This window comes from Pseudidiomarina fusca, from assembly GCF_032227045.1.
GTDB classification, from domain to species: domain Bacteria; phylum Pseudomonadota; class Gammaproteobacteria; order Enterobacterales; family Alteromonadaceae; genus Pseudidiomarina; species Pseudidiomarina fusca.
Genome location: NZ_JANFPJ010000003.1, coordinates 186,983 through 212,029, shown reverse-complemented (window position 1 = coordinate 212,029; position 25,047 = coordinate 186,983). Strand labels below are relative to the sequence as shown.

21 protein-coding genes are annotated in these 25,047 nt (G+C 48.3%); 12 read left to right on the top strand and 9 right to left on the bottom strand.

What is annotated here, in order from left to right:
* The first annotated feature begins 48 nt into the window (after positions 1-48).
* Positions 49-1,119, top strand: a complete 1,071-nt coding sequence (gene apbC / locus NOG12_RS02710) for an iron-sulfur cluster carrier protein ApbC (RefSeq protein WP_313932343.1) — start codon at positions 49-51, stop codon at positions 1,117-1,119.
* 21 nt (positions 1,120-1,140) lie between these two features.
* The gene (gene dcd / locus NOG12_RS02705; protein ID WP_313932342.1) at positions 1,141-1,731 is read left to right on the top strand and encodes a dCTP deaminase; all 591 of its coding nucleotides are present in this window, start codon (positions 1,141-1,143) and stop codon (positions 1,729-1,731) included.
* Between the two features lie 33 nt (positions 1,732-1,764).
* Here dcd and NOG12_RS02700 read toward each other — a convergent pair whose 3' ends face one another.
* Positions 1,765-4,440, bottom strand: coding sequence for a M14 family zinc carboxypeptidase (locus tag NOG12_RS02700; RefSeq protein WP_313932341.1), 2,676 nt, complete (start codon positions 4,438-4,440; stop codon positions 1,765-1,767).
* Positions 4,441-4,480: 40 nt separating this feature from the next.
* The gene (locus tag NOG12_RS02695) at positions 4,481-5,401 is read right to left on the bottom strand and encodes a gluconeogenesis factor YvcK family protein (protein ID WP_313932340.1); all 921 of its coding nucleotides are present in this window, start codon (positions 5,399-5,401) and stop codon (positions 4,481-4,483) included.
* A gap of 188 nt (positions 5,402-5,589) precedes the next feature.
* On the opposite strand from NOG12_RS02695, the gene NOG12_RS02690 reads away from it, so the two are divergent.
* From NOG12_RS02690 to NOG12_RS02670, 5 genes are all read left to right on the top strand, one after another.
* Entirely contained in the window at positions 5,590-6,564 is a 975-nt protein-coding gene (locus tag NOG12_RS02690; RefSeq protein WP_313932339.1) for a DUF4382 domain-containing protein, read from the top strand.
* Positions 6,565-6,675: 111 nt separating this feature from the next.
* Complete coding sequence (locus tag NOG12_RS02685) at positions 6,676-7,176, top strand: DUF192 domain-containing protein (protein ID WP_153825542.1); 501 nt, start codon at positions 6,676-6,678, stop codon at positions 7,174-7,176.
* 4 nt (positions 7,177-7,180) lie between these two features.
* Positions 7,181-8,851, top strand: a complete 1,671-nt coding sequence (locus NOG12_RS02680; RefSeq protein ID WP_313932338.1) for a M28 family metallopeptidase — start codon at positions 7,181-7,183, stop codon at positions 8,849-8,851.
* 93 nt (positions 8,852-8,944) lie between these two features.
* On the top strand, positions 8,945-9,493 hold the full coding sequence (locus tag NOG12_RS02675) for a YgjV family protein (RefSeq protein ID WP_257119968.1): 549 nt from the start codon (positions 8,945-8,947) through the stop codon (positions 9,491-9,493).
* A 55-nt stretch (positions 9,494-9,548) separates the two neighbouring features.
* Positions 9,549-9,887: a hypothetical protein gene (locus NOG12_RS02670; RefSeq protein ID WP_313932337.1), complete on the top strand. Its 339-nt coding sequence runs from the start codon at positions 9,549-9,551 to the stop codon at positions 9,885-9,887.
* A gap of 27 nt (positions 9,888-9,914) precedes the next feature.
* On the opposite strand, the gene NOG12_RS02665 is transcribed toward NOG12_RS02670, so the two are convergent.
* From NOG12_RS02665 to NOG12_RS02655, 3 genes are all read right to left on the bottom strand, one after another.
* Complete coding sequence (locus NOG12_RS02665; RefSeq protein ID WP_228759435.1) at positions 9,915-10,439, bottom strand: DUF2937 family protein; 525 nt, start codon at positions 10,437-10,439, stop codon at positions 9,915-9,917.
* A 63-nt stretch (positions 10,440-10,502) separates the two neighbouring features.
* Positions 10,503-13,610, bottom strand: a complete 3,108-nt coding sequence (locus NOG12_RS02660; protein WP_313932336.1) for an efflux RND transporter permease subunit — start codon at positions 13,608-13,610, stop codon at positions 10,503-10,505.
* A gap of 3 nt (positions 13,611-13,613) precedes the next feature.
* Positions 13,614-14,756, bottom strand: coding sequence for an efflux RND transporter periplasmic adaptor subunit (locus tag NOG12_RS02655; protein ID WP_313932335.1), 1,143 nt, complete (start codon positions 14,754-14,756; stop codon positions 13,614-13,616).
* Positions 14,757-14,945: 189 nt separating this feature from the next.
* Here NOG12_RS02655 and NOG12_RS02650 point away from each other — a divergent pair, with 189 nt between their 5' ends.
* Positions 14,946-15,386, top strand: a complete 441-nt coding sequence (locus tag NOG12_RS02650) for a hypothetical protein (RefSeq protein ID WP_110075019.1) — start codon at positions 14,946-14,948, stop codon at positions 15,384-15,386.
* Positions 15,387-15,409: 23 nt separating this feature from the next.
* Here the strand turns inward: NOG12_RS02650 and NOG12_RS02645 are convergent, their stop codons facing one another.
* A complete protein-coding gene (locus NOG12_RS02645) occupies positions 15,410-16,429 on the bottom strand; it encodes a zinc-binding alcohol dehydrogenase family protein (RefSeq protein ID WP_313932334.1) in 1,020 nt (339 codons plus the stop codon).
* A 244-nt stretch (positions 16,430-16,673) separates the two neighbouring features.
* Between NOG12_RS02645 and NOG12_RS02640 the strand changes: the two genes are divergently transcribed.
* Entirely contained in the window at positions 16,674-17,291 is a 618-nt protein-coding gene (locus NOG12_RS02640) for a YqaA family protein (RefSeq protein WP_313932333.1), read from the top strand.
* Between the two features lie 5 nt (positions 17,292-17,296).
* Here NOG12_RS02640 and NOG12_RS02635 read toward each other — a convergent pair whose 3' ends face one another.
* From NOG12_RS02635 to NOG12_RS02625, 3 genes are read right to left on the bottom strand one after another with little or no spacing between them, the layout of a single operon-like run.
* Positions 17,297-18,322 carry an ArsA family ATPase gene (locus tag NOG12_RS02635; RefSeq protein WP_110075021.1) on the bottom strand — a complete coding sequence of 342 codons (1,026 nt, stop codon included), beginning with the start codon at positions 18,320-18,322 and terminating at the stop codon, positions 17,297-17,299.
* 24 nt (positions 18,323-18,346) lie between these two features.
* Entirely contained in the window at positions 18,347-18,619 is a 273-nt protein-coding gene (locus tag NOG12_RS02630) for a cory-CC-star protein (protein ID WP_110075022.1), read from the bottom strand.
* 26 nt (positions 18,620-18,645) lie between these two features.
* On the bottom strand, positions 18,646-20,319 hold the full coding sequence (locus NOG12_RS02625) for a carbon starvation CstA family protein (RefSeq protein ID WP_110075023.1): 1,674 nt from the start codon (positions 20,317-20,319) through the stop codon (positions 18,646-18,648).
* Between the two features lie 117 nt (positions 20,320-20,436).
* Here NOG12_RS02625 and NOG12_RS02620 point away from each other — a divergent pair, with 117 nt between their 5' ends.
* The 3 genes from NOG12_RS02620 to NOG12_RS02610 are packed head-to-tail and all read left to right on the top strand — an operon-like array spanning position 20,437 to position 25,042.
* Complete coding sequence (locus tag NOG12_RS02620; RefSeq protein ID WP_313932332.1) at positions 20,437-22,266, top strand: ABC transporter ATP-binding protein; 1,830 nt, start codon at positions 20,437-20,439, stop codon at positions 22,264-22,266.
* Positions 22,267-22,274: 8 nt separating this feature from the next.
* Entirely contained in the window at positions 22,275-23,672 is a 1,398-nt protein-coding gene (locus NOG12_RS02615) for a DUF2868 domain-containing protein (RefSeq protein WP_162014464.1), read from the top strand.
* A complete protein-coding gene (locus NOG12_RS02610; protein ID WP_153825552.1) occupies positions 23,657-25,042 on the top strand; it encodes a GTPase/DUF3482 domain-containing protein in 1,386 nt (461 codons plus the stop codon). The genes NOG12_RS02615 and NOG12_RS02610 overlap by 16 nt, the downstream gene beginning before the upstream one ends.
* Positions 25,043-25,047 lie beyond the last annotated feature (5 nt).

Genomic DNA, 25,047 nt, shown 5'->3' with positions numbered 1-25,047 from the left:
CCGAACTAGCCGTATCATGGCTGCCGACAACCAAGCTGGGAGGGATAGATGTTTAGTCGTTTCAAAAAATCCAAAGCCGCCGCCACAGACCCATCAACCACGTTGGATGCAACCGCGCAGTTTAGCGCTGCTTTAGCTAAGATGAGGTTGCCAGGTTGGCAAGGCGCTATCCCTTCAGCATGGGTGAGTGTAGCGGATAATAAAGCCACTTTGACCTTACCCTTTGCCGCTGATGCCAGTGTGTTGGAGTCTTTCCAGCAAGACCCTCAGTTAGGTCAGTATCAATGGCAGTTGGTGTGCAAGGTCGCTAAGCTAAAAAATTCCCAACCTGAATTACCGCTCGTCTATGGCAATGTGATTGTGGTGTCGTCAGGCAAGGGCGGGGTGGGTAAATCTTCGGTGAGCGTGCAACTGGCGTTGGCCTTGGCAAGTTTCGGTGCCAAGGTAGGGATTCTCGATGCCGATGTTTATGGTCCTTCGTTACCTACCATGCTCGGTGGTGCTGATGAGAAAATGACCGTGAATGAGCAGCAAAAAATGATCCCCCATCAACGCCATGGTGTGTATGCTTCATCGTTGGGTTACCTTACCGATACCAAGGATGCCGCTATTTGGCGTGGCCCTATGGCCAGTGCTGCGTTGCAACAGCTCTTTCGGGATACCAAATGGCCAGCTCTCGATTATCTGATTGTTGACCTACCGCCGGGTACCGGCGATATTCAGCTAACCTTTGCGCAAAAGCTGCCCATAACTGGGGCCGTTGTAGTTACGACCCCTCAAACCGTCGCGCTAGCAGATGCTGAAAAAGGCATTACCATGTTCCAGAAAGTAGGGGTGCCGATTACTGGTTTAGTTGAGAATATGAGTTATTTTGAATGTAGTCATTGTGGGCATCACGAAGCTATTTTTGGCACTGGCGGCGGGGTTAAGGTGGCTGCTGAACATGGCGTGCCCTTGTTAGGCCAGTGGCCTCTAGCAGCGCGCTTACGTGAGAGCTTAGATAACGGCACCCCTTTGGTGGTAAGTGCTCCTGATGACCCTATTAGTGTTATCATCAAACAAAGCGCAACGGCGTTGGCGGCCCAGCTTTATCAACAAGCCCAAGCTAACGCATCATAAGAACAAGCAGGAGAGCTCCCCATGCGTTTAACCGATGGTCAAATAGAAGCCTACTTAGCGGCTGGTAAAATTGTATTAGACCCAGCGCCATTGGCGGAGGATATCAGCGGCGTCACCGTAGATATTCATTTGGGAAATGAATTTAGAGTGTTGCAAGATCACGCTGCTCCTTTTATCGATATCAGCGGCCCACGCGATGAGATCGATAAGGCGATTCAATCGGTGATGAGCGATGCCATTGTACTGAATGAAGACCAAGCCTTTTTTATTCACCCAGGTGAGTTTGCCTTGGCGGTTACCCATGAATCGGTGACCTTACCCGCTGATATGGTGGGATGGTTAGATGGTCGCTCGTCGTTGGCGCGGTTGGGATTAATGGTGCATGTAACTGCTCACCGCATCGACCCCGGTTGGTCGGGGCAGGTGGTGCTTGAATTTTTTAATAGTGGTAAGTTGCCGTTAGCGTTACGGCCGCTGATGAAAATCGGTGCACTCAGCTTTGAACAACTTGATGAGCCATGTGTACGCCCTTATAGTTCGCGCAAAGACGCTAAATACAAGGATCAACGAGGTGCGGTTGCATCGCGTATTGGGGCTGACAAGAGCGCCTAGACGAGGTGGTCTAGGCGCTTATTGCAGTTATAGCTATCGGAGTGGGCTAGCGTGGCTAGCTCCGGCAAAGATGGCATTCATTAACAGAATATTCAGACCATCAAGGTAGGCCCGATAGGTGGGTTCTTGGGCAAAGCTTATCACCATGCCGCGACCCTGCGGCTGCCACATCAGATAAGGTTTGTAAGCCAACTGCTGTTGATTCTCCGCCCACAAATAACCGCTCGCTAACACCTCATTAGGGCCGGCATAATTCACAATATTGCGACCATGATCAATGGTAAGCGGGCGGAAGATTTGATTACCAACCGTTACTGCAAAAACCTCAGGTTTGACCCCAGCACTTAACCAATGTTCTTGGTCTACCTGCAAGCGGGTGATGACGCCAGCGGTCCAATATGGGTCGGCATGGTCGGCTTGAATGTAGTGCATAAGTTCTTCACGCTGCTTAAACAGCAAGCCCTCAACACGTTTTTCGTCGCCGTGGCTTGGGGCTTTAGTTTGCACAACACTTTCTAACGCACTAGATAAAAACTCGGCATCTACGGCCCACGCAGAACTGCTGCCAAGAGTAATTAAGACGCCGCCTTTGGCAACCCAATCCTGAATATTTTGTTGCCCGCGTTCACCTAGTGCGGCTTGCAATGCACCGCTACTGGCTGCTGGCATGATCAACACTTGATACTGGCTTAAGTTGGCGCCAGCTAATTGGGCAGCGCGTATGGCGGTAACTGGATAGTTAAACTGCTGCTCAATCACAAAGCGCGTATGCCCGGCATTTAGGCTAGATACCGGCTCGTCCCACAACATAGCGATTTGGGGCGCATGCACCCGTTGCACGTTATTGGAACCAAAGTTAGGGCCATCAGTTACCCAACTAGAATTCACACCATCAACCTGAGCCCCACTGGCAACCGCTAAGTCTTGGATAATTGCAGCCAAATTGGCATTGTCGGCATGGGTTAAAATGAGAGACCCGGCTGGATAGCGCTTGCCGTTACTATGGGTAAAAGGTAAATCCGTTTGTTTTACTGTGAGGCCTTCACGTAGAGCAGCGGTGAGAAAACGTCCTGCATTCATATCACCCCAAGGGACGATAAAGCCCACGTTGGCATCAGCCTGATTAACTTGACCTGGCTTAATCAGATCCGTCCCAGCAGCAACAGTGGCCACCCGCGGTAACTTGGCACAGGTTTGATAGCTAACATTAAACATCTGCGGCAGTGACCAAGCAGTGACGTCATAAATTTCATCGGCCAGGTTATTCTTACGGCGCCGCTCTTGTTCCGCAATAAAGTCGGCATCCATGGCAATGTCTTTATCGAGCAGCGTGCGCAACATGTAATAGGCCGGCTGGGCGCTATCGACAATAAAGCTACCGGCAGCATATTGATTGCCACAGGCTTTGAAGTCTTGCTCTGCTTGCTCAACTTTAACGCCATGGCGAGTTAGCAAGCCGGCTAACCGACGCGCTGCTGCCGCATCTTGTTGTGGATTAAAGACCCAGTAACGCTGCTTGCTTTGACGCCCCAGTTGCACTGCTTGTTGGCGATAATCCCAATAACTTTGCAATAATTGCTGACGCTCTTTAGCGACCGTCTCAATGGTAGCGATAGAGGCAATAAAATGGCGTTGTACGCCATCACCGTAGGTTAAGATTTCACCATCTTTGGTGCGAAAGTGATGGCCGCGCGCCGATGCCATTTCGTAAGTCATGGAAATTGCGCCATGGTACAAAGGCCAGCTGGCGCCGTAGCCCGGATAAAAGGCATCAAACACTTCGCGGGTGTAGTAATCGTAACCGTGCTGATCAAACCACTTACCGTTATTTTCACCTATGGTCCACAGCGCTTTGCGTTGAGTTTCCGTGATTAGCGGGTTATAGGGCTCAGCTTCAGGGGTGAAGTAGTAGCTGGTGTCGCCGCCCATCTCATGTAAATCGACATACACTAGCGGCATATTTTTTAACAGGGCATCCACTTGACCGGCAATTTCAGGCTGGGTTAGAGCTAGCCAGTCGCGGTTTAAATCGAACAAGTAGTGGTTGCTACGACCACTTGGCCAAGGTTCGTTATGTTCTGCTGAAAGTCTATCGCTACTGTGCTCTAACCCTGCGGTCATGTAATAGCGACTGACAAAGCGTGCACGCCCGTCTGGGTTTTGAACAGGGTCAATAAACACATAGGCTTGGTCTAAGTAGCCTTGCGTTGTGGCATCGGTTGCAGCCAGCAAATGCCACGCTGTAAGCATGGCGGCTTCAGGTGACGAGATCTCGTTACCATGCACCCCATAAGAGAGCCAAACGCTGGCTGGCATGCTTTTGATCAGCTGCTCGGCTTGTTTGCTTGAGGTACTATCGGCTGCGCTTAACGCCGCAATATTTGCTTGATAATCACCTAACTTAGCTATATTTTCAGCGCTCGAAATCACCACGTAATAGAGATTTCGGCCCTCCCAACTGCGCCCATAAGAGTGCACTTGTACCTGCTCTGGGTAGGCTTTGGCTAAGGCATTAAAATAAGCTTCGATGGCCTCGGGTGAACTGATACGACTGCCGCCTGGGTAGCCTAAAACGGCTTCGATAGTCGGGCTGTTGGCTTGATAATCGGTTGCCAAGCCAAGCTGTTGTGCTGGTTCTGCGGCAAGCGCACTCCAACTGGTGCAACTTAACAGTGCCGCCAATTGCACCACAAGTTTGGTTAATTTCATCTGCCATTCCTCGATAAGGTAAGGATCACAGCGCTGCCGGTTAGGCGTTAAAAGCTTTTGTTAGCGCTGCTAATAAGGATTCAGGTTGATGCCGATGAGCTGCTTCTGAGGAGGGGCAGACGTGATCAAAACTAGGCAGGGTGAGGTTCGGGTCCGGTCGATTAGTAATGACCTTATCTACCACTTGCACACCTAATTGCTGCTCCATCCAAGCTAATTTTTCACTCAATGATAATTGCCCCGCAGGACTATTTTCCGGCACTAGATTATCAATAAAAATGACTTGCGCAGCACTGTTTGCGATAGCTTGAGCAAATTCTTCTACCAATAACGGTGGCATCACCGAGGTTAGAAAGCTGCCTGGGCCTAAAATGATCAGCTCGCTGCGTTCCACATGATGCAAGGCTTCAGGAGTTGCCGCCACCGGTTGCGATAAGCGCAGTTGTGCAGGCATCTGTTGTAAGCCATCCACTAGGAGTTCACCGAAACACTCCATTCCATCGTGGGTGGCTGCCACCAAATCAACGGGCGTTTCAGACATCGGCAGCAAACGGGTATTGATATTGAGTAGTCGACTCAACAGGGCAATCCCATCGAGTGGTCGCGCACTTAGCTGATCTAAGGTGTAGAGCAATAAGTTACCCAAGTTGTGGCCATGTAGGCTGTGTTCGGTGGTAAAGCGATAGTTAAGCACATCCGCCGCTAATGGATGCTTGGCCAGTTGTGATAAACAATTGCGAATATCGCCCCAAGCAATACAGTCATGATTACGTCTAAGCAGGCCACTAGCGCCACCATCATCGGTGGTGGCCACAATCCCTATTAAGCGTCGATTTAGAAACGCCAAAGTTGAGAGTACCCGTCCTAAACCATGGCCACCGCCAATAGCCGTCACTGAGCGCAACTGTTGCAGTTGTCTAGGAGCTGTTAGTAGGGGACTAGGAGATGTCTTTAGTGTCATGTTAACAATATGTGGTTTGTTTATAGCGCTACTTTATGCTGTTCTGCGGTGCTTATCAACGGTTAGATGGCATTCAAGCTATCTTTTGTTGATAACTGTAAAGGCTAAGTAAAAGGGAAGGCTAAAGCTTTTTTCTTTGTTCAATTTTGCTATACATATGACATCTTTCATATAACGAAGAGGTTGATATGTTTAACCGAGCTCCTATTAGCACCATGATTGCTTTAACGTTAGCCAGCAGCATGCTTGTTGCTTGTGGTTCAGATAGTGATTCTGAAGTGGTTGCGCAAACCGGTCAATTTTCCTTTGCTGTCAGTGATGCCCCCGTAGACGCCGCTGATGAGGTATGGGCTTGCTTTCATGCTATCGAATTGCTCGGCAATAGTGCTGGCAAGCAAGTTTTCACCATTGGCGAGGACAGTAACACCATTGCTAGTAACGATGTCTGTGTAGATAGCAACGGTGAGGTTATCGCTAATACTCGCGGCATTAACCTTATGAACTTTACCGGTTCAGCAGCAGAAGATTTAATCAGTGGTGTGGAGGTGCCTGCTGGGGATTACAGTCAACTACGGTTAGTGATGGCGGATGGTTCTTATGTTCAAGTGGGGGACCAAAGGATCCCACTAAGCGTGCCATCGAATGAATTGAAGTTTGATGGTATTACCGTGGGTGCTGGCGGTGAAACTGCTTACACTGCAGAGTTTGATTTACGCCAAGCCTTAGTTAATCCGGTCGGACAAGATCAGTATTTCTTGAAACCGCGCGGCGTTCGTTTGGTTAATAACCTAACCGTAGGACACATTGAAGGCAGCATGGCGGAAGCCCTTTTGATTGAAAGTAGCTGCACTGTCGCCCCTGCTGATACTGGCACGGCGGTAGCAAGCGTCTACCTGTACCCAGGTGTTGATCATGTTGTTGCGGATCTTGCTGATGTTGGTGGTAGCGAAGCCGTTGAACCTTATGCCGTGAGCGCGGTCTATTTTGATGGTGCGGTAAATTATCAGTTTGAACTTGGCTATGTGAGCGCTGGGGACTATACCCTAGGCTATACCTGCGATGTCGCAGATGATCCTGAAGTGGATGACGATATTAGCTTGTTAGGCCATCAAACAGTCACAGTTGTCGATAATGGTGAGGTGACGACGGTGGTTATTGAGTAAAGAATACACTCTCCCTTTGAGCCTCCTTACCTGGAGGCTTTTTTTTACCTTTTTTTCTGAGTTAAATAAAGCGATACTAGGTTTTTAGCTACTAACACAGAGGCATAGCTCATGGTTCTTACCAGTCTTATTTCTACCGCGTGGTTAGTGTCCTTGTTGCATTTAGAGCCAGCCGGAACTGCGGCGTTGGCGGGGCAGCCGGCATCACCCTCGTTAAAAACCGAGCAATGGTGTATTGCTGGGCATGAGCATCCCTTGCAGTTAGAAATTGCTGACACCTATGATAGCCGTGCACGTGGCTTGATGTTTCGTGAAACTCTAGCTGAACACGCGGGGATGTTGTTTAAGTACCAACAAGAACGCCCCGGTAGTGCAGGTTTCTGGATGTACAATACCTACTTACCGTTAGATATTGCTTATCTCGATAAGGACATGAAAATTGCCACCATTTTATCGATGGACCCATGCCCAAGTATTGATTCACGTCGCTGCCCCGTGTACGAACCTAAAGTACGTTATATGGCGGCATTAGAACTAAACCAAGGCTATTTTGAGCGTTATGGTATTACCGTTGGCGCCCAATTACAGTCATGCAAACAACCAGGAGAATAAACCCATGAACAAGCTCTCAGCGTTGGCTGCGGCTAGTTTACTGATGGTTGCCTGTAGCCCAGCGCAAGCACCTCAAGAGCAAACTAGCAAGCCGGCGGTAGACGTTAATCCGTATAGCTTTAATGAAAATTATACGGAATATTTGCAAACCCTTAGCGCCGATGAATTTGAAGGGCGCGCACCAGCGTCAGCAGGTGAAGAAAAAACAGTTGCCTACATCGAGGGTAAATTTAAAGAATGGGGTTTGCAGCCCTATGATAGCGAGAAGGGTAGCTATCAACAGCAAGTTCCGCTGGTACGTATGTTGCCAACGCAAGTATCTAACATGGCGTTTAGCAATAACGATATTAGCGCGTTTGAATACCGCAAAGATATGATGGCTTGGTCCCCACGAGTACAAGAACAAGTAGACCTAAGCAATAGCGAGATGGTGTTTGCCGGCTATGGCATTGTTGCCCCCGAATTTGGTTGGAACGATTACGCAGGCTTAGATGTGGCCGGTAAAACCGTAGTGGTGTTAGTGAATGACCCTGGTTACGATAGCCAAGATGCGGAAGTCTTTAACGGTAAGGCGATGACCTATTACGGGCGTTGGACTTATAAGTTTGAAGAAGCAGCTCGACAAGGAGCCGCTGGGGTTATTGTGATTCATGACACTGGGCCTGCAGGTTATGGCTGGGGCGTGATTGCTGGTGGTTCGCCGATGCGATTTGATTTGGCCCGTGACAATAAAAACATGGACCGAACTCAAATTGAAGGTTGGATCACAAAAGACGCCGCCGATGTGTTATTTGCTCGCTTAGGTAGCAGTTATGATGATATGCGCAAAGCGGCACAACAACCCGACTTTAAAGCAGTTGCGCTGAATACAGCTATGAGCATTAGCGTATCAACCAAATTTGACTACCTTAATTCACCTAACTTGATTGGTTACATTGAAGGTAAATCAAAACCTGATGAGCACGTCATTTATATGGCTCATTGGGACCATATGGGGTTAGACCCGATCAATCCTGACGACGGTATCTTTAATGGTGCGCAGGATAACGCCAGTGGTACTGCTGGGGTGATGGCGCTAGCCGAGTTCTACAGCAGCCAACCGCAACCAGAGCGTTCGGTGGTGTTTGTGTTGGTAACAGCCGAAGAGCGAGGTTTGTTGGGCTCTGATTGGTATGCGGATAACCCGATGTTACCTCTTAGTAAAGCTGTAGGTGGCATCAACATGGACGTTTTGAATGTCTATGGTCCGATGCGCGATATGGTTGTGGTTGGCTACGGTAATTCCGAGCTTGAGGGTTATTTGGCTAAGTATGTGGAACAACAAGGGCGTTACGTTGCGCCTGAGCCAAGCCCTGAAGCGGGATCCTTCTATCGCTCAGATCATTTTAACTTAGCTAAGCGTGGTGTACCTATGTTGTACGCTAAAGGTGGCAATGATCACATTGAGTTTGGCAAGGAATATGGTCAGCAAAAACGTGCAGAATATGTCCAAGTAGCTTATCATAAGCCAGCTGATGAGTTTGACCCGAATTGGGATTTACGCGGTGTACAACAAGATCTTTGGTTGTATTACTGGGTAGGTGAAGAACTTGCCAATAGTGCGCTATGGCCGAACTGGAATGCTGGCAACGAATTTAAAGCGATTCGTGACGCAAGTGCAGGCGAGCGCCAATAATTAAGTGACGTAAATGACATTAAAAAGCGGTGGTGGTGGCGCAGCTACCATGACCGCTTTTTTATTATTGCTTTGATCTGGTAAAGGTGAACCGTGGGTTTAAGTATAGAAGGAATAGCGGAAGTCTTTGGCGTTATTGCGTTGGTAGCTAATTTTATTGCCTACCGTCAAGGCACCGCAAATCGCTATCGTATTGTCTCGGCGATTGCTTTAGGCAGTTTGTCGATTCACTTTGCGATGCTTGGTGCTGTTGCTGGCGCGATTGTTACTGGGATTGCAGTATTACGTAATCTGATTGCATTACGGTGGCGCGGCAAGTTGGTGTTATGGGGATTTATTAGCATCAACCTAGGTTTCTTCTTTTGGGAATTAACCGGCGATACCCCATTATTACCTTTATTGATGGCCTATACCTCGTCTATTATTTTTACTGCTGGCGCTATCGTACTCAACGATCCTGTGCTGATTCGGCGTTGGTTTTTACTGGCTGAAATACTGGGTTTAGCCTATGCCATTTTAGTTGGCAGTGTGTCTGGTACCGTATTTAATATTGTTAACTTAACCAGCATTATTCTTAAAATGCTACAAGACAAGCTCGCTGCTCGTGCAACCAATAAGGGCAATGACTTGTCTGAGAAATAATCATCCCCATATATTAAGTTAGGGTGATAGTTACAAGCTAAACAAGCGAGACCTTATGTTGATTTATATTCGCCAAATGCAAAGCAAAATAAAACCACAGCCTGGAGCAAACCCGCTGGCGGTTATTTTGGGCTGGTTGTTGTTTGGTGCCTTATTGTTACTTGGTTTATTTTTAGGGCTGGTATTTTTGCTGGTTGGTTGGATTCTATTACTTCCAGTGATGTGGCGTAAACGCCGCCAACTCAAACAAATGTGGCAGTTTAGTAAAGCGACGCGACAGGCACAGCAGCAAGCTCGTCGACAGGCGCAGAATGCTTATCAGCAACGCCAAAATCGTCAAGATGATAGCGTTATTGAAGGTGAATATGAGGTTAAGCGCGACTCCAAATCCTAGCAGGAGTCGCCTTGGTATTAATGCAATCTAGGGCGTCACTCGGCGCCCTTTGTTGGTATGACGAATACGTCGCCAACCCCATCTCAGTAAGCCCCAACACGTATCCCATAGCAGTAGCGTCAGTACTGCACTCACCAACGCGGTCACCACTGCGGTCGTCGTCATAGGTACGTTGTAGCTATACATGCGCCAGGTATCTTGGCGAATTTGGGGATTGGCTTGCGTCGCAATAAACCAAACTTGAACGGGTAGGGGGCGTTGCAATTGCTGCTGTTCGTAGCTGAGTAATTCGACCCGTTCAATCAGTGTACGGAGCGGTACAGCTTCTGCCTTAAAGATGTCATTATCGCTATTTTCATGCGCCGCTAGCAGTGCTTGCATATCACCGTTTAAATAAGTATCGGCGATAGCCTGATACTCGCGGTAATAAATCATTGCTTCGGTGTATTGGGCGTCAATGCGCTGCTGGTACTGGGTCACGTAGTTGGGAATTTGAACTCCAACTAAGGCCGCAGCTAATGCTAATAATAAAGAAAAGTATCGTCTCAGCATAAAAAAAAGGTTGAGTCACAAAAGTGACTCAACCTTAGCATGTTTTATGGGTTTAGCTAACTATTAATCCTCGGGCCGAGCCTTCGGCGGGAAAGTTTTACGTACGACGTAAAACAGCAGAGGAACGAAGAAGATAGCTAATATGGTACCACCGACCATACCACCAATCACCCCGGTACCAATGGCTTGACGGCTTACCGCGCCGGCACCAGTTGACAAGGCTAGTGGCAAGACGCCGAAGGCAAAGGCCAGCGAGGTCATTAAGATTGGGCGCAAGCGTAAGCGGACGGCTTCCAGCGTTGCAGCCAAGAGCTCTTTGCCTTGTGCTTGTAGGTCTTTAGCAAATTCCACGATAAGAATCGCGTTACGTGCCGATACCCCAACCGTGGTAAGCAGTCCCACTTGAAAATACACATCGTTCTCAAGGCCGCGCATGGTTGCTGCAATCACGGCACCAAGAATACCTAAGGGCACCACCAACATGACCGCAAATGGAATGGACCAGCTCTCGTAAAGTGCGGCTAGGCACAAGAATACGATGAGCAAGGACAACGCATAAAGCAGTGGTGCTTGGCTACCAGAGGTACGCTCTTCGAGTGAGATACCACTCCATTCATAACCAATACCAGGCGGCAAACGACTGATCAATTCTTCCATTTTCATCATGGCGTCGCCTGACGAATAACCTGGTGCAGCTTCACCCTGGATGTTCATCGCTGGCACCCCGTTGTAACGCTCTAAGCGCTGCGGACCAAAGTCCCAACGGGTGGTCGCAAAGGAGGCAAAAGAGACCATATCGCCTTGATTATTGCGCACATACCACTCATTCACGTCTTCTGGCGTCATCCGGGCTTCCGGTTTACCCTGTAGGTAAACTTTCTTAACCCGACCACGATCCACGAAATCGTTAACGTAGGTAGTACCGAAAGCATTCGATAAGGTCGCGTTGATTTCGCTGATATTTAAGCCCAGTGCTTTGGCTTTTTCATAATCAACGTCAATACGCAGTTGTGCGGTATCTTCCAAGCCATTCGGACGCACCCCAGTTAAACTAGGTTCTTGTGCGGCCATCCCCAGCAATTGGTTGCGTGCATTCAAGAGTTCTGCGTGGCCTAAACCAACACGGTCTTGAATGTAAAGGTTAAAACCACTGGCAGTACCTAACTCAGGAATTGAAGGTAGGTTAAAGGCAAACACCATAGCCTCACGAATTTGCGAGAAGAAGCCAAAAGCTTGACCAATAATGGCATCTATTTGCAGGTGTGGCTCAGTACGCTCACTCCAGTCCGTTAACCGAATAAACACTAACCCTGAGTTTTGTCCTTGACCACTGAAGCTAAAGCCAACCACCGAAAATACGGATTGGATACCCTCTGCTTGCTCGAGGTAATAATCTTCAATCTTAGCCATGGTTTGACGTGATTGCTCAAGGGTCGATCCAGCGGGTAACTGCATCTGAGTTAAGAATACACCGCGGTCTTCGTTTGGAATAAACGAACTCGGCATACGAGCAAATAAGAAGCCAAGTACCACAACTAAGCCCAAATAAACCAGTACAAAACGCACACTACGTTTGATGATATTTTGGACAGAATTGGTGTATTTGTTGGTGGCTTTATCGAGAGTACGGTTAAACCAACCTAGCAAACCTTTTGGCTGATGGTCGTGGTTTAATGGTTTCAGAATGGTCGCACACAAAGATGGCGTGAAGATGATGGCCACCAATACTGATAACGACATCGCTGAAATAATGGTGATAGAGAATTGACGATACACAGCACCGGTAGAGCCGCCGAAGAAGGCCATAGGCACGAATACTGCCGCCATAACCAAGCCAATAGCCACCAAGGCGCCCGTGATTTGTTGCATGGACTTAATCGTAGCTTTACGTGGCGATAGTTTTTCTTCGCTCATCAAACGTTCAACGTTCTCGACCACCACGATGGCATCATCCACCAACAAGCCAATGGCAAGCACCAAACCAAACATGGTTAGGGTATTAATCGAGAAACCAAGGGCAGACATGATCCCGAAGGTACCTAACAGTACCACCGGTATGGCTAACGATGGAATGATAGTGGCGCGCAAGTTCTGTAAGAACAAGAACATCAGCAAGAACACCAAGATGACCGCTTCAAATAAAATCTTCACCACTTCTTTGATGGAGATCTCAACAAACGGAGTGGTGTCATAAGGAATGACTAAACTGACGCCTTCAGGGAAGAATTGCTCAAGTTCAGCTAAGGTTGCTTTCACTGCCTTAGCCGTATCCAAGGCATTTGCCCCGGTCGCCAAGTTAATCGCTAAACCAGAAGCTTGTTGGCGGTTATAACGTGCGGCAACACTGTAGTCTTGGCCACCAAGTTCGACTTTGGCGACATCACCCACGGTAACTTTCGAGCCGTCGTTGTTTACCCGTAGTAACACTTGTTCAAATTGCGCCACTGTTTCTAAGCGCGTTTGCGCAATAATAGAAGCGGTTAGACGTTGGCCTTCAACGGATGGAGTACCACCAACTTGGCCAGCAGCAACCTGATTGTTTTGCTCGCGCAACGCTTGCACCACATCGATGGTGTTCATGTTGTAGCGTACTAACAATTCAGGGTCGAGCCAAATACGCATGGAGTAGGGCGCACCAAACAAACGTACGCTACCAACGCCAGGAGTACGGCTAATCGGGTCCTGAATGTTACTCGCAATATAGTCGCCTAAATCGATTTGAGTAATTTCAGGGTTGTCAGAAATGAGCGCTGCTACTAACAAGAAAGAGTTGTTCGCTTTAGCTACCACCAGACCTTGGTCTTGTACTTCTTGTGGTAACAGCGGTAGCGCCAACTGCAATTTGTTTTGCACCTGAACCTGCGCGATGTCCGCATCGGTACCGGCTTCAAATGTGAGCGTAATGCTGGCGTTACCAGCGGAATCGCTGGTAGATGAAAAGTATTTGAGGTTATCAATACCATTCATGTTCTGCTCAATAACCTGGGTCACACTCTCTTCTAAGGTGGCTGCCGTAGCGCCAGGATAAGAGGCGTTAATTTGCACCGACGGCGGCGCAATTTCAGGATATTGCTCAACAGGAAGCTGCGTGACCGCTAGCCCGCCTGCCAACATGATGATAATAGCGATAACCCAAGCAAAAATTGGGCGATCGATAAAAAACTTAGCCATAGGTTATTTCACTTCTTCAGTTTTAACCGGCATCCCCGGCTGAATTTTTTGCAAGCCTTCGACGATGACTTGGTCACCAGCAGTTAAACCATCGGTCACAATCCAATCGCTACCAACGGTACCTTGCACGGTTAAGTAGCGTTGCTCAACTTCACCCGTTTGATTAACCACCATGGCGATGGCACGCCCGCGCGGATCACGAGTTACCCCGGTTTGCGGAGCTAAAATGGCTTGCTGCAATTCACCGCTAGCAATCTCAGTGCGTACGTACATACCTGGCATCAACACCTGCTCAGGGTTGGCCACTTTGGCGCGCAAGGTAATAGCACTGGTTTGAGGGTCGACGGTAACTTCATTGAACAACAATTCACCTTGTAACTCGGTGTTATCACCGACTTTAACAGTCACTGCCGCACGGTTATTGGCATCAGTCACTATTTGTCCCGAACGCATAGCTTGCTGTAACTGCAGATACTCTGAGCTACTTTGCGCAATATCTATGTAAATTGGATCTAATTGGTGAATAGTGGTTAATGCTTGGGCTTGACCAACGCTTAATAATGCACCTTCAGTAAGCTGTGAACGTCCAATACGCCCACTAATAGGCGCTTTAACACGAGTATACTCAAGGTTGAGCTTGGCTTGAGTGATGCTTGCTTCAGCGACTTTAAGTTGAGCTTCAGCTTGTAAGTAAGCAGCTTCTGCTTCGTCATAATCTTGCTGGCTAATGGCTTTATCCGCGACCAACCCTTGTGAACGCTCAAAACGCGCTTTACTTGCTTTTAGTGTGGCCTGTGCTCGCTTTAATTCGGCCTCGGCACTAGCTAAAGTTGCTTCGTACATGGCTGCGTCGATTTGATACAGTTGCTGGCCGGCTTCGACCATCGCACCTTCTTGAAATAGCTGGCGTTGTAAAATACCGTTCACCTGCGGGCGCACTTCAGCGACCCGATAGGCACTAGCACGACCGGGCAGGGTGGTGGTGAGGTCGACATTTTGCGGAGCAATAGTTACTACTCCTACGGTCATTTGCTGTTGTTGTTGTGCGCCAGGCCCCTGTGCCTGTTCTGCATCACCGCAACCTGCTAGCGCTAACGATGCGCTAAGCATCGAAACTAACAAAGGTACACGTAAACGTTGCTGCATGAATTACCTCTATTCTTATGTATGGATTGGCCGCAGCCAATTGGAATAATCTAGGACGACAAAATTGCACTAATTATACATACATTCATGTATGTTTGTAAGTGCAAATTAGCGAAAATCACTTTGTTTATCTGCGTTAGAAACATGCTAAGGTATGTGCTAAGTACGCTTCAAACACCGAGAAAGATTATGTTTACTTCGTTCAAACGCCAGTTGTTACTAGGATTATTGATTATAGCGATTGCCATCATCGGAATGATAGTGCAACGGCAATGGCAGGCCACTGATTCAACAAAAAATCGTAACTATTTGTATCAACAATTACTGGAGCGTTCGGGACAGCTAAATCGTGACTTACCTAAATTACTCGACCGGCAAACTCGGTTTGAGCGGGCCGAAGTAGTTCATTACGGCATGCGCTTTATTTACTCGTTAGTAGGTATTGATAAGTACAGCCACGATGAGGCCAATATTGAGCAACAGCTTGAACCAGCAATGTTACGTCAGTATTGCCAGCATGACAGTTTAGCTTTTTATCGTGAGCATGCTGACTTTCTCGAAATTCGTTACCTCGATCAGAATGACCAGTCTTTGTTTACGCTGCGTTTTGTGCCTACCGACTGCAGCTGATAGGCACCAAGCTGCGCGGTTATCTAATCAGGCGCATTAAAGCCATCTAACACCAGTTTGCCAATCACTTGATGACTTTCAAGCAAGCTGTGAGCTAGACGAAGATTGGCCGCGGTTAAGGGGCCTAAATGCTCAGATAGGGTCGTTTTTAAAATACCGGCATCGGTTAATTCAGCGACTTGCTGCAAAATCAGGCCTTGTATATAGGCATCAGCGGTGTTGAACATGGAGCGGGTAAACATAAATTCCCAATGCAAACTGATGCTCTTTTGTTTTAACAGGCGAATGTCTAACAGCTCGCTCGGATCATCAATGAGCGCTAATTTTCCTTGCGGCATGATCAGCTCAGTTAAGCTAGTAAAATGCTGGTCGGTATGGGTTAGACTGGCCACATAATCAACTCCAGTTAAACCATGTTGAGCCAATTGTGGGGCTAACGGCTGATGATGGTTGATAACGAGATCAGCTCCTAAATCACGCACCCATTGCTGACTTTCTGGTCGGGATGCAGTTGCAATCACTGTGAGTTTGGTCAGTTGTTTTGCAAGTTGAATTAAGGCTGAACCAACGCCGCCAGCAGCCCCGGTGATCAGCAAACTACCGGTAGTATCTGCGGTTAAGGCTAAGCGCTCAAACAACAGCTCCCACGCTGTTAAAAAGGTTAACGGCATGGCCGCCGCTTGCGCAAAGTTAAGGCTGTGCGGTTTTCTGCTGACGAGGCGTGCATCAACTACATGATACTGAGCATTAGCACCAGCGCGGTCTACAGCGCCCGCATACCAAACTTCGTCACCTTCTTTAAAATCCATGACATTGTCACCAACGCCAATCACCACCCCGGCGACATCCCAGCCAAGAACTCCAAACTCGCCGGCTTGCGGCTGTTTGCGTTGGCGAATTTTGGTATCAACAGGGTTCACTGATAGGCCATACACTGCAACTAAGATGTCGTCGGCTTGTAGAGTTGGCTCAGCTATTTCTATGTCCAATAAAGCTTGGTTGTTATCAATGGGTAACGATTGTTGGTAACCGACTGCTTTCATGCTTGGTTCCTCAATGCCGAAGTGATGTTTTGGTTTAGCTTAACGTAAAAACTCAGTAAGCCAGAGGTTAAACTAACGGAAACCTTGGTCATTAGGTTAAAATACCAAGATTAAACGAATTTATTAGCTACATTGTAGACTAATTTAGGTCACTCGTTGAGGGAATCAAAGCCCAGTATTATGTAACAACATGATGCTAAGATGAGCGGCCCGCTCAAGGCTCAATGCATTTTAAGGAATTAGCGTGTCCAAAGTGTCTAAACCAGCAGCCACTCCAAGCTCTAACAGCGGCAAAGCTGACGCTTGGTATCAGCGGGTTGCCGAATCATCGGCGGTGTTACCGCTGATGTTTGTGTTGTCGATGTTAGAATCAATCATTATTCCGATCCCGCTCGAGCTTATTCTTATTCCGTTGTTGATTCATCAGCGTGAGCGGCTGTGGGCCATAGCTACCGTGGTACTGGCAGGGTGTTTGGTTGGCGCAAGTATCGGTTATGGGGTTGGGTTATGGTTGTTTGATGATATCGGTGACGCTATTCTCACCTATTTTGGCTACAGCCAAGCGTTTGAACAATTTACCGCACAGTTTCAACAGCACGGCTTTGTGACCCTGTTACTGACGGGGATCACGCCCATTCCATTTCAGGTAGGGATGTTAGCGGCGGGGAGTAGTAATTATCCTTTTTCTCTGTTTATGTTGGCAGCCGTGATAGCACGCGGGCTGCGCTATTATGGCCTAGCACTCTCGGTGTATTGGTTTGGACCGCTCGTTTTAGGATGGTGGCAACAACATTCGCGTAAAGCTGGATGGTTGTTGCTAACCTTGTTGGGGGGCGGTTATGCAGTATATTTATTGGTTTAGTAGCCTTAGCAGAGTTGTAGTTTGGCGCTGATCGCACGCAAGGCTTCTACGCCATGTAAATCCGTAGGGAAGAGCGGTAAATAGAGTTGCGGCAGGCTGCTAAATTGCGCCTGAATTTGTTCGCGATAAATGGCCTCTTGCTGGCGACGCTGGGCAAAAAACTCACTATCGATAGCGTCAGGAACATTGCGGTTGATCACTAACCCCGCAACGGGCAGATGTTCCGCCTGTAAGGTTTGCACGGCCCGCGTCGTTTCGAGGATCGGTAGTTTTTCTGGGGTCAATACAAACACAATGCCACATTGCTGCGCATCTGTGAGCTGATGGCGAATACGATGAAACAGGCTTTGCCGTTGTTGCAAAGTAGCCGTTATTTCAGCTGTTCGATCATCCATCTCTGCTGTTTCATGGGTGGTTGGGTCGCCCATTGGGTTAGCGATATCACGGCCTGATTTAGCCGAGAGATGGGCTAATACGCCCTCAAGCTGTTCACTCTTTTTGGTTTGCCGTAACAATCCTTGGGTCCAAGCGGCCATGGCTTCAGGCAAGGTTAACAGGCGCAATGTATGGCCGGTAGGAGCCGTATCAAAAATAACTAAATCATACTGGCTGGGCGCGCTATCAATGATTTTCGCAATGCGTTCTAATAACGCTGCTTCTTGCGCACCCGGCGATTGCTCGGTTAAGCGCATTTGGCGCTCAATTTCCCCATACATTTGCGGCCGCGCAAAACGCTTCATGGTACGCATCACCCGATTAATGTGGGCACGCACTTGTTTATCCGGATCAATTTCTAAGGCATCAATGTTTGGCAACAGTGGTTGATATTGCTCTTGTTCTTGCTCGCTACTGGGGTCACCGATGGTTAAATCAAAGGCGTCGGCTAAGCTATGGGCGGGGTCTGTTGAGACCAATAATACTCGCTTGCCCAGTTGCGCCGCTTGTAAGGCTATGGCTGCCGAAACCGTGGTTTTACCTACACCACCTTTACCGCCGACAAATAAGATACGTTTAGATAAGATAGGTAACATAAAAGCTCAGCTAGGTTAGGGGTGTTAACAACAACGAAAGCCATCTAATGGGGAGTGTTCCATCCCCATGCGTAGATGCCATTCATGAAAACGTTCAAGCAATAAAGGTTGTAGTTCAAGGGTATAATAAGAAGCGGGATTAGGAACCCCCATCAGTTCTGAGAACACTAACAGCATGAAAAGATCGTCCTCGTCCCGCTTCGCACGAGCTATGGCTGCTCGGTAAGGAGCGTTATAGACCGCCGTGGCATACCTATTAGCTTTCCCTAACCAATCGACAATAGCTCGTATTTTCATAGTATGACCTTTTATTTCTAGCTTAATTAAGCTTTGTTACGTTGTTCGCGACGTAGCCTTGTAAGAGTACTAGCCGCTTCTAAAGAAATCCAAATAGCTGCAACTAACACCACTAAGTCTAAGCTTAACAAGAACCAATCTGATTTTTGGTAGAAGGTCATTAACTGAATAAGCAACGCGTAAATGGCCATGACTAGCAAAAACAGCAAAGGTATCAAGGTCACATACATGGGGCGACCTAGCTTAACCAGCATGGTGGTGATCACCAGTAGGGTTAATCCGGCAAGTAACTGGTTGGTAGTACCAAACAGTGGCCAAATTAGCAAGCCACCAGAACCATCAGCACCGCCGGCACCAAAGGCGAGCAACAAGCACGAACCTACGGCAAGTAAGGTAGCAGGCGCAGCTTTTTCCATCCATTTGATGTTATAAATATTGCCCCATTCTTGGAAGATATAGCGCTGTAAACGTAGCCCTGTATCCATGGTGGTACCGGCAAACAACACCGCCATCACCGTGAGCAAGGTTTGCGAGATTTCAGCATTTAAGCCGATACCATTCTCGAGGATATTTGCGCCACCGGATACAAAGGCAGCCACGCCTCCTTGACCGAAGCTATGATACACGGCCTGCCAATCGGCTAAGGTAGCAAAGCCAGCAGTTGCCGCAATGATGGTGGCAAGAGACAATGAACCTTCACCGATTGCACCAAAATAACCAACAAAACGAGCATCCGTTTCTTTGTCGAGCTGTTTTGAGGTGGTTCCTGATGCAACTAATCCATGGAACCCAGATATAGCGCCACAAGCGATGGTGACAAATAACAGTGGCACCAGCGATGGTGTCCCTTCCGGAGTATTGGTATTAAATGCTGGAGCAACGAGTTCAGGGCCGCTTATTAGCACGGCACCGTAAAGAAGAATTAAGCCGATGAATAATTGTAAGCCGTTAATGTAATCACGTGGTTGCAGTAACATCCATACCGGCAACAAACTAGCGATAGCAGCATAAAGGAAAAGCACAATAATCCACTGCGCATTATCAGAAACGCCAAATACCGTTTCTGGTAATTCAATCGGGTACGATGGTCCAGCCCATATCAGTGCATAGAGTGCAATCACCCCTAAAATAGAAACCGTGCCTAGGTTCATCCATTTACGGAAGATAAATTGGCCAATAATCAGGGCCACAAAGATAGCTCCCCATACGGGCACCACGGAACTAGGGAAGTTGATCAGTAGCCCTGAAATGGCGGTCGCAAACACCGCATTAACCATGAGCAGCACTAAAAAAATCACGATCATGAACAGGCTTTGTGAGCGTCGGCCTACCACATCACCGGTGAGAGCCCCAATGGAGCGGGCTTTGTTGCGGTTCGAGGCCCAAATAGCACCAGCATCATGAACGCCAGCAAAGAAGATAGTACCAAACACCACCCATAAAAAGGCCGGCACCCAACCCCAAATAACGGCGATAGCTGGCCCAATGATAGGCGCGGCACCCGCAACTGAGGTAAAATGGTGACCCCACAACACGTACTTGTTAGTGGGAACAAAATCTACGCCGTCTTCAAACTCGTGCGCTGGCGTGCGAAAATTAGGGTCTAGCTGGTAGATTTTTTCGGCTACGAACTTTGAATAAAATACGTAGCCCAAAAACATCGCACCTAAGCCCAGTAACATCAGCAGAATTGCATTCATGGCTTATCCTTTTTTAGTTTATTATTGGCAAATCAATAACTGCGTTATGGTAATGCATAGATAGTAAAGTCTGACATTGGACCAAAGTCTAGGCTAAACCTCAATTTAAGGATCGATATGTTTCGTTGGTTTGAAAGCCGGTTAAATCCATTTCCCGAAGATAAAGTAGAGCAACCACCGCAAACCCTGGTGAAATTCTGCCTTTATTATAGCCGCGGCGCTTGGCCTTATATCATTGCGGCCGGGCTGCTGATGATGTTGATTGCGCTAACTGAAGTTTGGCTGTTTAGTTTTATCGGTAATATTGTCGATTGGCTGGCTGAGCAGAATCGAGAAACCTTTGTGCAGGAGCAATTCTGGGGGCTCACCGGGATGGCTTTGGTGGTGATGTTGGGCTTGCCCATGCTGGTCATTTTGCACTCCTTAATTACCTATCAGTCGCTATTAGGTAATTATCCCATGCGTATTCGCTGGTTAGTGCACAAGTATTTGCTTAATCAGTCCCTCACTTTTTACCAAGACGAGTTTGCCGGACGCATTGCCACCAAAGTGATGCAAACAGCACTCGCAGTGCGCGAGTGCGTGATCAAACTGTTCGACGTACTGAATTATGTTACCGTGTATTTTATTGGTACCGTTGCCATTATTGCTAGTGCGGACTGGCGCTTGGCGGCACCGCTGGTGGTTTGGGTGGTGTTATACGGGTTGCTATTACGCTTTTTTGTGCCGCGCCTGGGCAAAGTAGCTGCTGCCCAAGCAGATGCGCGCTCAATCATGACGGGTCGCATTGTTGATAGTTATACCAACATCCAAACGGTGAAGTTATTTTCACATGCGGAGCGCGAATTAGAGTTTGCCAAAGACGGTATGGCGGGGTTTCTTGGCACAGTGCATCGACAAATGCGCTGGGTGACCAAGCTTTATACCTGTCTTTACCTGCTTAACTCAACGCTGTTATTTGCGGTCGGTTTTTTAGCCATTTCGCTTTGGGTAGACAATCAGATCAGTGTGGGTGCCATTGCAGTTGCTTTGAGTTTGGTACTGCGCTTATGGGGCATGAGCCAATGGATTATGTGGGAGATTTCCGCATTGTTTGAGAATATTGGGACAGTGCAGGATGGCATCAAGACCGTTTCGGTACCGCAAGATATTCTCGACAAAGAGGGCGCGGTGCCGCTTCATGTTACCCAAGGAAGTATTGAATTTGATCAGGTAAGTTTTAATTATCATAGCGATAAACCGGTTTTACATGATTTGAGCTTACACATCGCTGCCGGTGAGAAAATTGGCTTGGTAGGACGTTCGGGTGCCGGTAAATCAACCTTAGTTAACTTGTTGCTGCGGTTTTATGAGGTAAATGAAGGGGCGATTCGGATTGATGGTCAGAATATTGCTGAGGTGACGCAAACCAGTTTACGTCAGCACATCGGCATGGTTACTCAAGATACCTCGTTATTGCACCGTTCGGTACGCGGTAATATTAGTTATGGTCGCCCCGATGCTACCGATGCGATGATTGAAGAAGCCATCCACAAAGCCGAAGCCGATACCTTTATTGATGAGTTAGAGGATGCCGAAGGGCGCCGTGGTTTGGCTGCCCATGTTGGCGAGCGTGGGGTTAAATTGTCAGGCGGACAACGACAGCGGGTCGCTATCGCCCGCGTGATGCTTAAAGATGCGCCGATTTTAATTTTAGATGAAGCCACCTCGGCATTAGACTCAGAAGTTGAGGCGGCCATTCAAGAGAATTTATATCGCTTGATGGAAGGTAAAACTGTGATTGCTATTGCCCATCGGTTATCAACTATAGCCGCAATGGATCGCTTGGTAGTTATGGATCAAGGCCGAATTGTAGAGCAAGGAACTCATGAGCAACTCTTGCAGCAGGGCGGTATCTATGCCCAATTATGGGCGCGCCAATCAGGCGGCTTTATTCCGGAAGAATAATAGGCACTATGACAGCTATTTTTGCAAAATTTAAAGCGATTTGGATGTCCGAGTTGGTTCGTCGATACGAGCTCGAACACGGCTTTCAGCGCGATGCTGTGATTGAGCAGCAGGCTCGGCAACAGCCGCAGCTCAGTCAGCAAGTGTTGCTGCGTGGACAACTCTGGGCAGAGCGACTCGGGCTTACGCAGCACTTGCAACGGTGGCACCAACTGCGGCGGGTGATTGCGATCAGCTTGAGTTTGTTGGCAGTACTCATTGGCTTGGCGCAAGTGCAGGCAACGCTAGCCTTGCCAAGTCCAATCTCCTTGCTATTTGCCTTGGTGCTATTACTCGGAATGAATAGTGTCATGTTACTGCTGTGGCTGGTGCTGAGCCTACTGCAGGGGGTACGGCGACCAGCCAGCACACAGGCTAGCGGCACCAGTATTTTGCGGCTATCGATGTGGTTGATGCAGCGCCTAGGTCGGCGGCCGCAACATCAGCAGTATCAAACAGCCCTGTGGTCGGTTGCTCAGCGCAATAAAATGATTGCGCCGGGCACCGCTATGCTCAGCCATGGCTACTGGCTCTTGGTGATGTTGGCCACCTGGTTATTTTTGTTTGTGAGCTTAAGCACCAATGTTTATCAGTTTACTTGGGCTAGTACCATCTGGCCGGCGGCGACGGTTTCTAGCTGGGCTGAAGTGATAGGTTGGGGCCCCAGCTGGTGGGGAGTTAGCGCTCCTAGCTATGCAGATTTAGGCCCAGCTAGTGCTGATGCCACGAATCAACTGGCAGCCGGCCGCTGGCTACTTATGTGCGTGTTTAGCTACGGTATTGTGCCGCGGTTGTTGTTTCTGCTTGCTGCTATGCTGCTGCTAGGCTGGCGGGCGTGGCGGGCCCAACTTGATTTACAAGCACCTGGTATGGCAACCGTAGTGCAGGGCTTAAAACCTCGCGCCCAAGCCGTGGTGATTGATGCAGATACCCAATCGCCAACGAATTCCCCAGTTACGGTAACCATGGCTAGTTCAGCACAACACCAGCGTCTGGAGCCGCCGCAATTAACTGCTGATAGCTTAACCGTGAGCCTGGATTTTGAATTAGACCATGCGTGGTTAGCACAACAGCAAACTGCAGCATCGGTTGGTTTTTATGGTGTTGTTGCCAGCGGTCTAGAAAAACGCCGGTTATTAGCTCACCTACATGCGCACCCTCCGCAGCAATTATGGGTGCGGGTTAATAGTGAACTAAGCCCAGACCGTACCACGCTTAAATTGTTACGAGAGATGATGGCATATGTTGCTCATCTAGAAGTACTACTGATCACAGCGAGTGAGCATGCTAGTGCCGAACAACAACAGCGCCTGCAGCATTGGCAGCAGCTGTTAGCTCAACAGGAGATACCATGGCGACTCGTTTAACGGCGTTACAATTGGCCGTAGTGGGGCATACCAATACGGGCAAAACCTCGTTATTGCGTACACTTTTGCATGACAGCCAATTTGGTGAAGTAGCTAGCCGCCCAAGTACCACTCGTGACGTGCTTACCATGGCGATTGGGAATGCTGAGCAGGTGTTGCTTGAGCTCTATGATACTCCGGGGCTAGAAGCTGGTAGTGACTTATTTGAGAGTTTAAGCCTAAGCGATGCCGAATTTAGACACGATGGCGCCAAACAAATACACCAGTTTCTAAATTCTACCTTAGCCGAAACAGAATTTGCGCAAGAAGCCAAAGTACTACGACAACTGCTTAAAAGTGACGCTGCGCTCTATGTGATTGATGTGCGTGATCCTGTGTTGCCAAAATACCAAGATGAATTAGCCGTATTGATGCGCTGCGGTAAACCGCTACTACCTGTGCTTAACTTTACCGCAACTACCGCAGGCTACAGCAGCGCCTGGCAACAAGCACTAGCGCAGGTAAATTTGCATAGCTTTATTGAGTTTGATGCGGTGAGCCCACCTGAGGGCGGTGAAGCTGAATTATTAACCCGTTTAAAGTTAGTGGTGAAAGGCTTTGATCAGCAGCTAAACCTACTTATTGAGCACCGTGAGCAGCAACGGCAGCAACGTCTGCACCAGGGGCTACAGCAGATCGCTGAATTACTGACTGATGTAGCTGCACTGCAACATCTGGTGAGTGCGGAGCTCGATAGTAGCGCTCTGCAGGAGGTTTTAGCTAAGGTACAGCGTCAAGTTACCGAACGCGAGCGTCGATGTGTGCAAGACTTACTAGCTTTGTATGAGTTCAACTTAGATGCCGTGGCGCTCGATAACTTAGATATTAGCACCGGTCACTGGCACGATGATCTCTTCGATACTGAGACCTTGACTGAGTTTGGTATCAAGGCCGGCTTAGGTGTAGGCAGTGGGGCGGCCGTGGGGGCTGGTTTTGATCTCTTGGTCGGCGGAGCCAGTTTAGGCGCAGGAACCTTGTTAGGGGCCACTATCGGTGGTTTGTGGCAAGGCTGGCAACACTACGGCAAGCAACTGAAACATAAGCTACAAGGCCAACATCAACTGATCGTTGAAGACCCTATTATCTTGCTTTTAGCCGTGCGCCAACTGCAGTTGTTGCAGCAATTGAGCTTGCGTGGTCATGGGGCGACAAACACCTTATTACTCAGCAGTGATAACAGCCAGCGTGAACAAGAGTTAAGTAAGCTAAAATCTTTGTTTAAAGGAGCGCGAAAAAATCCGCAATGGTCAACTTTAGCGCAAGAAAATTTTATCAATGAGCCAGAACGTGCTACATATATAGACAAGTTAGTTGCACAGTTAATTAGATAATTTTA